Source organism: Pseudomonas siliginis, assembly GCF_024072275.1.
Classification (GTDB): domain Bacteria; phylum Pseudomonadota; class Gammaproteobacteria; order Pseudomonadales; family Pseudomonadaceae; genus Aquipseudomonas; species Aquipseudomonas siliginis.
This window is the reverse complement of the sequence record NZ_CP099598.1, coordinates 5,938,814-5,951,176: the sequence shown is the minus strand read 5'-3', so window position 1 is coordinate 5,951,176 and position 12,363 is coordinate 5,938,814. Positions and strand designations below refer to the sequence as shown.

The 12,363-nt window shown below is 62.0% G+C and carries 9 protein-coding genes; 7 read left to right on the top strand and 2 right to left on the bottom strand.

The genetic code is table 11. The annotated features are described in order from the left end of the window. Nucleotides 1–128 precede the first annotated feature (128 nt). The gene (locus NF676_RS27360; RefSeq protein WP_236167821.1) at nt 129–1,313 is read left to right on the top strand and encodes a DUF3142 domain-containing protein; all 1,185 of its coding nucleotides are present in this window, start codon (nt 129–131) and stop codon (nt 1,311–1,313) included. Continuing rightward, nucleotides 1,300–3,435: a hypothetical protein gene (locus NF676_RS27355; protein ID WP_252887049.1), complete on the top strand. Its 2,136-nt coding sequence runs from the start codon at nt 1,300–1,302 to the stop codon at nt 3,433–3,435. Before NF676_RS27360 ends, NF676_RS27355 begins: the two co-directional genes overlap by 14 nt. Here the strand turns inward: NF676_RS27355 and NF676_RS27350 are convergent. Continuing rightward, nucleotides 3,432–4,061, bottom strand: coding sequence for a LysE family translocator (locus tag NF676_RS27350; RefSeq protein WP_252887048.1), 630 nt, complete (start codon nt 4,059–4,061; stop codon nt 3,432–3,434). The two genes, NF676_RS27355 and NF676_RS27350, sit on opposite strands and share 4 nt — an antisense overlap. Nucleotides 4,062–4,207: 146 nt before the next feature. Here NF676_RS27350 and NF676_RS27345 point away from each other — a divergent pair, with 146 nt between their 5' ends. Continuing rightward, complete coding sequence (locus NF676_RS27345; RefSeq protein WP_252887047.1) at nt 4,208–4,681, top strand: Lrp/AsnC family transcriptional regulator; 474 nt, start codon at nt 4,208–4,210, stop codon at nt 4,679–4,681. 99 nt (nt 4,682–4,780) lie between these two features. Here the strand turns inward: NF676_RS27345 and lpdA are convergent, their stop codons facing one another. Next, complete coding sequence (lpdA, locus tag NF676_RS27340) at nt 4,781–6,181, bottom strand: dihydrolipoyl dehydrogenase (RefSeq protein ID WP_252887046.1); 1,401 nt, start codon at nt 6,179–6,181, stop codon at nt 4,781–4,783. 210 nt (nt 6,182–6,391) lie between these two features. Here lpdA and hflK (NF676_RS27335) point away from each other — a divergent pair, with 210 nt between their 5' ends. From hflK (NF676_RS27335) to NF676_RS27320, 4 genes are read left to right on the top strand one after another with little or no spacing between them, the layout of a single operon-like run. After that, complete coding sequence (gene hflK, locus NF676_RS27335) at nt 6,392–8,353, top strand: protease modulator HflK (protein WP_252887045.1); 1,962 nt, start codon at nt 6,392–6,394, stop codon at nt 8,351–8,353. Next, a complete protein-coding gene (gene hflC, locus NF676_RS27330) occupies nt 8,350–9,378 on the top strand; it encodes a protease modulator HflC (protein WP_252887044.1) in 1,029 nt (342 codons plus the stop codon). The genes hflK (NF676_RS27335) and hflC overlap by 4 nt, the downstream gene beginning before the upstream one ends. After that, nucleotides 9,375–10,424, top strand: coding sequence for a protease modulator HflK (hflK, locus tag NF676_RS27325; RefSeq protein ID WP_252887043.1), 1,050 nt, complete (start codon nt 9,375–9,377; stop codon nt 10,422–10,424). Before hflC ends, hflK (NF676_RS27325) begins: the two co-directional genes overlap by 4 nt. Beyond that, on the top strand, nt 10,421–12,331 hold the full coding sequence (locus NF676_RS27320) for a heavy metal translocating P-type ATPase (protein ID WP_252887042.1): 1,911 nt from the start codon (nt 10,421–10,423) through the stop codon (nt 12,329–12,331). Before hflK (NF676_RS27325) ends, NF676_RS27320 begins: the two co-directional genes overlap by 4 nt. Nucleotides 12,332–12,363: the final 32 nt, after the last annotated feature.

The window sequence follows — 12,363 nt, the reverse complement described above, 5'->3', positions numbered from 1 at the left end:
GCACGCTGCGATCTTTTGATCTGGAGTCTTGAAGCAAGATCAAAAGATCGCAGCCTCGTTTCACTCGTCAGCTCCTACACGGTTTTTGTGTAACCTTGCAGCCCTGTGGTTTCAGGAATTTTCAAGGTATGCGGTTGATTGTGTGTCTGTTCCTTGGCGTCTTGCTTGCGGGTTGCGAGCAACACGTCGCGCCGGCCCTCGACCAGCAACTCTACGTCTGGCAGCGCCAATGGACACCTGCGCATGAACCGGCATTGCGTGACAGTCGCGATGATTTCTCGACGCTGCGCGTACTGGCATTGCAGGCCTTTCCCGGCGAACGGTGGAGCAGGGCGCGGGTTGATCCAGCCTTGTTGAGAGCCGATGGCCGGCCGTTGATTGCAGTGATTCGCCTCGATGGCCAGTTGCAGTCGCTGGACCAGCAGCAGGTCACCGCGCAGATTCTGCAAGTCATCGCCGATTGGCAGGCGCAGGGCCTCACGTTGAGCGGCGTCGAGATCGATCACGACGCCGGTACAGCACGGCTGCCTGCGTATGCCCAATTGCTCAAAGATCTGCGCGCGACCTTGCCGCCATCGTTGCCTTTGAGCATCACCGCACTGCCGGCCTGGCTCGACAGCGCGCACTTGCCGGCGCTGTTGCAGAGCGTCGACAGCAGCGTGCTGCAAGTCCACGCCGTGAGCGATCCGCGACTGGGTCTGTTCGATCCCGAGCAGGCGTTGAAATGGGCCAAGGCCTGGGCACGTATCAGCGACAAACCCTTCTATCTGGCGCTGCCGGCCTACGGCGTTGCGCTGTTGAGCGATGACGGTGGCGCGCCGGTAGTGGAAAGCGAAGTGCAACTGGAGCGCGGCGGGCAGCGCCGGGAGTTGCTCGCCGATCCGCAGCAACTCAGCCAATTGGCCAAGACCTTGCGCGAGGATCCGCCCGAGCATCTGGCCGGGCTGATCTGGTTTCGCCTGCCGCTGGCCAACGATCGTCGCGCCTGGAGCCTGACTACTTTGCGCGCCGTGGCGCGGGGCGATGTGCTGAAGAGTCATCTGCATCTGTCATTCAAAGGGCAGGGCGGACTCTATGACATCCAGCTCGATAACCGCGGCAATCTCGACAGTCCGTGGCCCGCGCAAATCACGCTGAAGGCGCAGGATTGTGCAGGCGCCGATGCGCTCGCCGGTTACTCGTTGCAACAAAGTGCCAATCTGCTTACCTTCACCCGCCTGCGTGACGGCCGCTTGCCGGCGGGCGGGCAGCGCGCTGTCGGTTGGGCGCGTTGTGCATATATTGATCAAGGAGGTTCGCATGTTGACCCGTAACTGGCCCCGCCATCTGCTCTGCCTGAGCCTCAGCCTGCCGCTGGGTTCGGCGCTGGCCTGCGGCCCGGACTTCCCGATGCGCTTGCTCGACAACCGCGCGCAGACCTTGGCCGATTTGCCCGAGGGCAGCTTCAGCTTCGAAATCAGTCGCCTGGGTAAAACCATTGCCGGGCTGAAAAACGTCACCGCGGCGACCCATAACCCCAACGACTATGCCGAAGACAACGCGTCAGAGCTGGCGCGCGAACAGGCTGAGCAGGTGGGCCTGAGCGCTGAGCAATACGCCGTGGTCAAGCGACTGCGCGGGCTCAGCGATGCACGTCAGGCCGAGGAGCAGGGCGCCAGTCTGCCGGTGGAAATCCGTTTGTACGTTGCCGGCGCGGTGGCTTTTGCCACCGGTGATCATCAATTGGCCAGTGAGTATTTCAACAAGGTGCTGGCCCTGCCGGCGGACCAGCGTCCGTTGCGCAGCACGTGGGCGGCGTATTCCCTCGGGCGCATCGCCTTCGCCATGAGCAACGAGGCGCACGATCGCATCGAAGCGCTGGAGCAGGCGCGCGATGCCTTTCGCCAAGCCCGGCAACTGAGCATCGACGGCTTCAGCGATCCGCTGGAACTGGGCGTTGCCAGCCTCGGTGAAGAGGCGCGGGCGTTGCGCAGCGCGGGCGACTGGAGCGGCGCCATCGAACTGTACGAAGCACAGAACCTGCACGGTTCGGCCGTCGGTTACACCTCGCTCAAGCAACTGATGAACGAACTGGCCGAGTTGCCGGAATCTCAACTGGCCAAACTGCTGCAGCAGCCAGCGGTGCAGCAACTGGTCACGGCGTCGCTGGTCAGCCGCCAGGGCTGGTCATTTGGCGAGCAGCCGGCCAACGAAAAGAAATTGGTAACGCTGTTGCAGAACAGCACCCGTGGCAGCCTCGACAATGCCGATCGACTGGCGGCGATGAGTTATCAACAGGGTGACTACGCGTCTGCCAAGGCCTTTCTGGTAAACGCCGGGGACGGCGGGCTGGCCTGGTGGCTGCGGGCAAAACTCGCAGTGCGTGAGGGCGACACGACTGCCGCTGCCGCCGCCTACGCCAAAGCCGCCCAGGCCTTTCCGCAGAATGAAGACTGGGGCTATCGCCGCACGCCGGACTGGGCGTTTGAAACGGTACAGCCAAAATGCCGGGTCGAGGGCGAAAGCGCGATCCTGGCGCTGCAACGCGGCGAATACCTGCAAGCATTCGTGCAGCTGTATCACAGCAACAGCCTTTACTGGTTCGATGCCGCCACCGTTGCCGAGCGGGTGCTGACGGTCGATGAGCTCAAGCGTTACGTCGATGAGAACGTGCCGGCGCCGCCGCCATTGACGCAGCAAGAGCGCGATAACTATGTGCCGCTGTCGGTGGCCGCCAATCTGCGCAATCTGCTCGGTCGGCGCTTGCTGCGAGAAGGGCGATACGAGGAGGCGGTCGGTTATTTCGCCAGTGACGATCTGCAGCACAAGGCCCGGCTCTATGGCGAGCAACGGCTCAAGGCCGAGTCGGCGTGGTGGCCGAGCAAACGCGCCAGTGCGTTGTACAACGCCGCGTGGACAGCCCGGGAGTGGGGCATGGACATCCTCGGTTATGAGATGGCGCCTGATTACGCCACCTTCGGCGGCAATTACACGCTGGAGAGCACGAAGCTGGATGTCGGCCCGCTGATTTCCACGGCGGAAGTGCAGCGCCAGCAGGCCAGCGCCGCGCAACCGGATCAGCGTTATCACTATCGTTTCGTCGCCACGGCACTGGCCAGTCGCGCCGCCGATAACCTGCCGCACACCAGTCAGGCGTTTGCCGCCGTGTTGTGCAACGCGGCCGGCTGGAACAGCAGCCTTGAGGACCAGAGCGCGCTGTATCAACGCTACGTCAAGGAAGGCCCTTATGTGCCGTGGGCGCAAGACTTTGGCAATCAATGCCCGTACCCGGACTTCGAAAATGCCGACAAGCGCTACGTCACCCAGGTGACCGATGCCGTGCGTGGGACGCTGCGACCGTACAAGTGGCCGGTACAGATCGGCGCGATCGTCGTAGTCGCGGCCATCGCGTTATTGCTGATCACCCGTCGTCAGCGCAAGGTGCGCAAGGCTTAAGTCTGCTGAAGGAAGCTCAGGCGTACGGCGAAGCCAATCAACAGGCTGCCGAACAACCATTGCTGAACGCGCTGGGCGGTTGGACTGTGTTGCAGCCAACGGCCCAGTGCCGCGCCGGTCAGGGCAACCACGCTGTCGAACAGCAGACCGACGGCGACCAGCACCATGCCAAGCACGGCAAACTGGCTCAATACCGGCGCGCCGTGACTGACGATGAATTGCGGCAGCAGCACCGAGCAGAACAGCAACGCCTTGGGATTAAGCAGGTTGGTCAGCAAACCGCGACGGATCGCATCGCGCCACTGGCCGGGAGCAGGTGCCTGCTCTTGGTTTTGCAGACTCGGTACCAGCGAGCTGCGAAAACACTGGATGCCGATCCACAGCAGATAGGCCGCGCCGGCGATGCGCACCACGTCAAACGTCCACGGCGCCGTTTTGAACAGCGCCGCCAGCCCCAATGCCGCCAGTGCCACGTGGCAGGCGCGGGCGATGGCCAAACCCAACGCCGTGGCCAGCGCCGCCGCTCGACCTTGCCGCGCTCCGGTTTGCAATAGCAGGATCATGTCCGGTCCCGGCAACAGTAGAACTACAGCCAGGGTCAGGATAAACAGCCACAGACTTGCCACATCACACCCCGTTTTCGATGTCGATTTTCTCGCGCCAGTCTAGAGCGAGACGGCAGGGCAGGTGCTTGCGTAGTCGGCTTCAATTGTTCACAGCTTTGGCATAACCTGCTGATTTTCAACCGTCAAACTATCGGGATCTGCCAAAGATGAAACTCGACGCTTATGACCGCAAGATTCTCGCTGCGCTGCAGCGCAACGGCCGCCTGAGCAATGTCGAGCTGGCGGAACAAATCGGCCTGTCGGCCTCACCGTGTCTGCGGCGGGTGCGCATGCTGGAAGAGGCGGGGGTGATTCGAGGCTACCAGGCCAATCTGGATCGCGATGAAGTCGGGCTGGGGCTGACGGTGTTTGTCGGGGTCAAGGTCGAGCGGCACAACGAAGAACGCGCCGAGGCTTTTTATGCGGCCGTCACTGCGTTGCCTGAAGTGGTCTCAGCATTTCTGGTGTCCGGCGAATCGGATTTTTTGTTGCAGGTAGTGGTGCCTGACTTGCGCGATTATGACCGCTTTGTCAGCGGCCATCTGCTCAAGCTTCCGGGTGTGAGCGATATTCGCAGCAACTTTGCCATTCACACGGTGAAAGCACCGGGGGCGTTGCCGTTGGGGCATCTGCCGCTGTAGATCGGGTGGCGCCATTCGCGAGCAGGCTCGCTCCCACAGGGGGAACGCTTCCAAAGTGGGAGCGAGCCTGCTCGCGAAGACGGCGGCAAGGTTTGGAACCTACATCTGCGTCGCCATCCCCTCGACATTCATCGCTGCCTGCCGCAACGCTTCCGAACGCGTCGGGTGCGGATGGCAGGTCAGGGCAATGTCCTCGGCCGACGCGCTGAACTCCATCGCCACGCAGAACTCGCCGATCATCTCGCTCACGCTCGGCCCGACCAGGTGCACGCCAAGGACTTCGTCCGTGCGCTCGTCGGCAAGGACTTTGGCAAAGCCCTCGGTTTCGTGGTTGATCTTCGCCCGGCTGTTGGCAGTGAAGGGAAACTTGCCGACCTTGTAGGCGCGGCCCTCGGCCTTGAGCTGTTCTTCGGTCTGACCGACGCTGGCCAGTTCCGGTTGGGTGTAAATCACGTTGGGGATCAGCGCGTAATTGACCTCACCGGCCTTGCCGTGGATCTGCTCGACGCAGGCCATGGCCTCGTCTTCAGCCTTGTGCGCGAGCATCGGCCCGGACGTGACGTCGCCGATCACCCAGACCCCGGCGGCTTCGGTGCGATGTTGCTTGTTGGCGAGCATGCCGCGTTTGTCGGTACTGAGGCCGACGTTCTCCAGCCCCAGGCCCTGGGTGTACGGCCGGCGACCGATGGCCACCAGCACATAGTCGGCTTCGATCAGCTCAGCCGTACCACCAGCGGCAGGCTCGACGCTCAGCTGCACGCCTGTGGCGGAGCTGGTGGCGCTGGTGACCTTCGAGCTCAGTTTGAAGGCAATGCCTTGCTTGCTCAGCGCGCGCTGCAAGGTCTTGCCGGCCTCGCCATCGACGCCGGGGCAGATGCGATCAAGGTATTCGACCACGGTGACCTGCGCGCCAAGTCGCCGCCATACCGAACCCAGCTCCAGGCCGATCACCCCGGCACCAATGACCACCATATGTTTGGGCACCTCACTCAACGACAGCGCGCCGGTGGAATCGAGGATGCGCTGGTTGTCGATCTCGACGCCGGGCAGGGGAGTGGGCTCGGAACCAGTGGCAATAATGATGTCCTTGGCGCTGAGTTCGCTCTTGTTGCCTTGGGCGTCGGTCACCGTCACTTTGCCCGGGCCGTCGATGTGGCCCCAACCCTTGATCCAGTCGACCTTGTTCTTGCGAAACAGAAATTCGATGCCCTTGGTCAGGCCGCCGACGCTTTCGTCCTTCTGCTTCATCATCTGCGCGAGGTTCAGTGTTGGTTTGACCTCGATGCCGAGATTGGCGAACTCTGTCCCCACCGCAGAGGCGTACAGCTCCGACGCGTGCAGCAAGGCTTTGGACGGCATGCAACCGACGTTCAGACAGGTGCCGCCGAGGGTTGCACGTCCTTCAACGCAAGCGGCCTTGAGCCCGAGCTGGCCGGCGCGGATCGCCGCGTTATAACCGCCGGGGCCACCGCCCAGAATTACCACGTCATAGTTGCTCATGCGCTTGCTCCAGATTGCTCGATAGGGATAGCCAAGATTAGTCGCGATAAAAATTATGTACGTAATATGAGCTTCGTCGAACATTTCGGTCAAGGCTTCAGGCAAGCGACAGCTGCGGCATCTTTGAATAGAAGCAATTGTGTACGAATATTTCACAGTGTCCGTTATATCGTAACGCTATGAACGCTGAGCCTACATTTTCGGGGTGTTATGCAAGTCGATCTTGAGTTGGACGCCACGCCAGTCACCGGGCTGCCGCGCTTTCAGCAAGCAGATGCGCAGTCACGCAAATTACGTCGGCTGGCTTATGGACTCGGCGCATTGGCCGGTTTGGGCTGGGTGCTGGCGTTTTTCGTCGGCCTGTTTGCGCCGCAGTCCCTGTGGTTGCCGTTGTTGGTCAATCAGAGCGCGGCGTTGCTGGTGCTGGTCGCCGGTCTACAATCGGCGTGGTGGGTGACGCGATGGCGCGCGCGGGTGATGCATCCGCCCGCTTCGCAATCGACCGTCGAGGAGGAGGGCGCTGCAGCCGAAGGCTGGTACGAAAGGCTGCTGGAGCGATTGAGTCAGCGGGGCCGCCATCTGCTTGGACAAATCGGTGCGCCGACGTTGTGGCTCGGCGGCTGGGCGTTGCTGGTTCTGCTTGGTATTGAGCAGGTGTGGAATCTCACGTTGCCTGCGGCGGCCTTGGGGCTGTCGGCGAGCATCGGTGCGGCATTGGCGTTGTTGCTGGCGTTTGCCCTGCTGGTGCTGGAGCGGCAACTGGCGCAGGAACCGCCGGCGCAATGGCCGGAAGCGGCTGCGCTGGCGCAACTGACCCGGGTGGTGATCATCATTCTGTTGATCGGTGCGCTGTGTCTGTTGTTTGCCAGCGAAGACGCAGTCTGGCCGGCGCGTGTTGCGGTATTCAGCGCAATCCTGCCGATGTTGGTTGCCATCGAACTGTTATTGCGCGCGGTGCTGTCTGTTTTCAGCCCGCGCCGCGAACAACTCGAACCGACCCTGCTGGCGCGCAGTTTTATCGCCGATATGCTGCGTTGGCCGCCGCAGCCGTGGCTGGCGTTACAGCATGAAATGCACAACCGTTTCGGCATCGATTTGCGCCAGATCTGGGCCTTCAGTTACATGCGCCGGGCCTTGTTGCCAGTGTTGGCGGTGGTCGCCCTTAGCGGTTGGCTGCTGACCGGCGTACATGAAATTCCCCTGCAAGGTCGCGGCATCTATGAGCGCTTCGGTAAACCGGTACAGGTTTTCGGCCCGGGTTTGCATAGCGGGTTGCCTTGGCCATTGGGGCGTGTGATCTCCGTTGAAAACGGCGTGGTCCATGAACTGGCAACCAGTGTCGGCGACAAGCCAATCGCCGTGCAGTCCGATTCCGCTGAAGGCCCGGCGCCGCTGACCGCCAACCGTTTGTGGGACGCCAGCCACGTCAACGACAAATCCCAGGTCATCGCCAGCAGCCGCGGCGCGCAACAGGGCCTGCAAATCGTCAACATGGACGTGCGCTTCGTTTATCGCATCGGTTTGAACGACGAGGCGGCGCTCGCCGCGACCTATAACAGCGCCGATGTACCGACGCTGATTCGCAGCACCGCCAGCCGCATTCTGGTTCACGATTTTGCCTCGCGCACCCTCGACGGTCTGCTCGGCGACGACAGGGCAGGGCTGGCCGAGGAAATCGGTCGCGCGGTGCAAAGCGATCTGAACAGATTGAACAGTGGCGTGGAGATCCTTGCCACAGTCGTCGAAGCGATTCATCCACCGGCCGGCGCGGCGAATGCCTATCACAGTGTGCAAGCGGCGCAGATCGGCGCGCAGGCGTTGATCGCTCGCGAACGCGGGGCGGCTGCGCAGGCCACTAACGAGGCGCAGTTGCAGGCGAGCGCGGCGCGGGATCAGGCAACGGCAAATGCGCGGGAGATCAGTGCCGCTGCGCAAACGGCAGACCTGAAATTCAGCGCCGAGCAGAAAGCGTTCGCCAGTGCTGGCCAGGCTTTTGTGCTGGAGCAATATCTCAGCCAGCTCAGTCAGGGCTTGAGTAAAGCGAGGTTGCTGGTGCTCGACCATCGACTTGGCGGGAGCGCAAATGCGCCAACCATCGATCTGCGTACTTTCACACTGCCGACTGATCCGTCGTCCCCCCGCACCACCGCTCAACCAGGAGCCACCCATTGAGCCAGTCGCCTGTTCATGACGTTCACGACCACAGCGGCCACGACCACGGCCACGGCGGGCATCACCATCATCATCACGGCGAGGTGCCAGAAGCCGGACCAATTCCATGGCGGCGTGTGGCCTGGGCTGCGTTGCTGGTGGCGTTTGCCATTGCCGCCGCGAGTCTGGTGCAAGTGCGCTCCGGCGAAGCCACGGTCATCACCCGTTTCGGAAATCCGTCGCGGGTATTGCTTGATCCCGGTTTGAGCTGGCGCTGGCCTGCGCCGTTCGAAGCAGCGATTCCGGTGGACTTGCGTCTACGTACCACCTCAAGTGGTTTGCAGGACGTCGGCACCAAGGACGGTTTGCGCATCATCGTTCAGACCTACGTGGCGTGGCAGGTGCAGGGTGACCCTGAACACGTGCAGCGTTTCATGCGTGCCGTGCAGAATCAGCCGGATGAAGCGGCGCGGCAGATTCGCACCTTTGTCGGCTCGGCACTGGAGACCACGGCCAGCAGTTTCGATCTGGCCAATCTGGTCAACACTGATGCCAAACAAGTGCGCATCGGCGATTTTGAAGCGCAGTTGCGTCAGCAGATCGACCAACAGTTGCTCGCCACTTATGGCGTGCGCGTGGTGCAGGTCGGTATCGAGCGGCTGACTTTGCCCTCGGTCACGCTCAGTGCAACCGTCGATCGCATGCGCGCCGAGCGTGAAACCATTGCTACGGAACGTACAGCGATCGGCAAACGCGAAGCGGCGCAAATTCGCTCCGCCGCCGAGCGCGATGCGCGAATCGTCCAGGCTGATGCGACGGTGAAAGCCGCCGATATCGAAGCGCAATCCCGGGTCGAGGCTGCGCAGATTTATGGGCGCGCCTACGCCAGCTCGCCGCAGCTTTACAACCTGCTGCGCTCGCTCGATACCCTCGGCACCATTGTCACACCGGACACCAAATTGATTCTGCGCACCGATGCTGCGCCGTTCCGTGTGTTGGTCGACGGCCCACCGACTCTCGACAAAAAAGTCGGATCGCAGCCATGAGCAAAGAAGTTCCACGTGGAACACATGCGTTGAACAGTCCCTGGATTCAGGCCGGCCGTCTGACCTTCATCGCCTTGTATGCGATCACTGTTTTGGCCGCATTAACGTGGGCGGTCTCGAATGTGCGGCAGATTGATCCGCAAAACCGCGCAGTAGTACTGCACTTTGGCGCGCTTGATCGCGTTCAGAATGCCGGGCTGTTATGGGCGTGGCCGCAACCCTTTGAGCAGGTGATTCTGTTGCCGGCGGCTGATCGGGTGATCGAGCGTCGAGTGGAAAATCTGTTGCGCAGTGACGAGGCGTTGAAGGCTGACCGGGTGGCGTCCTTCGCTACGCCATTGAGCGATGCACTTGCCGGGTCTGGTTATTTATTGACCGGTGACGCCGGTGTGGTGCAATTGGACGTGCGAGTGTTTTACCAAGTCTCCGATCCCTATGCGTTCGTGTTACAGGGCGAACATGTGCTACCAGCGCTCGATCGGTTGGTGACGCGCAGCGCCGTAGCCCTGACCGCCGCGCGAGATCTCGACACCATTCTGGTCGCTCGCCCGGAATTGATCGGCGCCGACAATCAGGCAGCCGAGCGCCGTGAGCGATTGCGCGGTGATCTGGTGCAAGGCATCAACGCGCGTCTTGCTGAACTGAAGGCGAGCGGGCAGGGCATCGGTATCGAGGTGTCGCGGGTCGATGTGCAATCGAGTCTGCCGGAGCCAGCGATCACTGCTTTCAATGCGGTTCTGACGGCCAGTCAGCAGGCTGACAAAGCAGTGGCAAACGCGCGCACCGATGCCGAGAAACTTGCCCAGTCCGCCAACGAACAGGCAGACCGCACGCTCCAGGTGGCTCACGCGCAGGCAGGCGAGCGTCTTGCAAAAGCCTCAACCGATACCGCCACCGTCACGAGTCTGGCCACGTCTACCGACCCGCAAATGCTCCTGCGTCTGTATCGCGAACGCCTGCCGAAAATTCTCCGTCAGGCCGGGTCGGTCACCACCGTCAATCCGAAAGACGATTCCCGGTTGATCATTCAAGGAGCCAGTCAATGACCGCGACCACCGCTGCTTCAAGTCTGTTGTCCTCGGCCGAACAACGTCGCGCCGCGCGCCAATTGACCCTGGCGATGCTTGCGCTCGGGCTGCTGGGTCTGGGGCTGGTCTGGCGCTGGATACTCCCGGAGCAAATCGGTGTCAGCCAACTGCTGCTCGGTTTCGCCTCGTTGCTGGTAGCGGTTCCGGTGATGCGTTCGGCGTGGTACAGCCTGCGTTACCCGAGCCTGCACGGCATCACCGATCAGTTGATCGCGCTGGCCATGCTCGGTGCCTGGGCGACCGGTGATCTGCTCACTGCGGCGTTGTTGCCGATCATCATGATCTTCGGCCATGTGCTTGAGGAGCGCAGCGTCATCGGCTCCCAGGAAGCGATTAATGCGCTTGGCCAGTTGACCCGCAGCCATGCGCGCAAGCTGCAAGCAGACGGTTCGATCATCGAAGTGGACAACGGCACGCTCAGCGCTGGCGATGTTGTCGAGGTGCGGGCCGGTGATCGGGTGCCGGCGGACGGTCGGGTATTGTCCGGCCAGGCGAGTCTCGATACGGCGTCGATTACCGGTGAATCGGTACCGGTGGAAGCGGGCGTGGGCATGCTGGTGTTCGGCGGCGCGATCAACCTCGATGGATTGCTGCGCGTCGAAGTCACCCGCATCGGCGACGAATCCACCTTGGGCAAAGTCATCGCCCTGATGCAAAACGCCGAGCGCTCGAAACCGCCGATCACGCGATTGCTCGAACGCTATGCCGGCAGTTACATGGTGCTGGTCTTGTTGCTGGCGGCGGTGACCTGGTTCGTCACCCATGATGCACAGGCGATGCTCGCGGTGCTGGTGGCGGCGTGTCCGTGTGCGTTGGTGCTGTCGGCGCCGGCCACGGCGATTGCCGGTGTCGCCGTCGCCGCGCGCCACGGGATTCTGATTCGCAGCTCGGCGTTCCTCGAAGAACTTGCCGATCTGACCTCGCTGGTGGTCGACAAGACCGGCACGCTGACTTACGGCACGTTGCGTTTGCAGTCGATCGACAGCCTCAGTGTGGACACTAAAGAAGTGCAGGCGCTGGCCGCCAGTCTTGGCGCGGCGAGCAGTCATCCGGTGAGCCGGGCACTCGCCGGGATGGCCGATCAGGAAGCCTATTGGCCTCTGACCAAAATCCATGAGCGCCAAGGCTTGGGCGTAGTGGCGACGACAGAGAAGGGCGAAGCTGCGCTCGGTCGTCCAGAGTTGTTCGCGCAACTGGGCATCACAACGCCCCTCGTTCCTGAACACGATGGCCCGATTGCCGGCCTGGCTTTGAACGGTGAATTCCTCGCCTGGCTGCTGCTAGCAGACAGCATCAAACCGGAAGCGCGCTTTGCCTTGAGCGAATTGCGCGAACTGGGGCTGGGACGCCAACTCCTGTTGACCGGTGATCGTCAGAGCGTTGCCCTAACCCTGGCGCAGGAAGTCGGGCTGAACGAAGTGCAGGCGCAAGCGCTACCGGAGGACAAACTCAATCGCGTGCTCAAGGAAATCGATCACGGCTTCCGCCCGATGGTGGTCGGTGACGGCATCAACGATTCACTCGCGCTCAAGGCCGGCGTGGTCGGCGTGGCGATGGGCGCTGGCGGGGCCGATATTGCGCTGGCTTCAGCGGACATTGTGTTGATCGGCAGCGATTTGCGCCGCCTCGGTACCTGCGTGCGCTTGAGTCGTCAGTGCCGGCGTACTTTGCAGGTCAATGTGATCATCGGTCTGGGCTGGACCCTGGCGATCGTGGTCTTCGCGGCTTTCGGTTGGCTTGGCGCGGCCGGGGCGATGATCGCGGCGCTGCTGCATAACCTGAGTACCTTGTTGGTGTTGGGCAACGCCGGACGTTTGCTGCGCTTTCAGGAGCCATTGCTCCGGCTCGACCCTCAGGCTAAATGAAAGAAAATTCATCGAACCGCCGAGTGCACAGG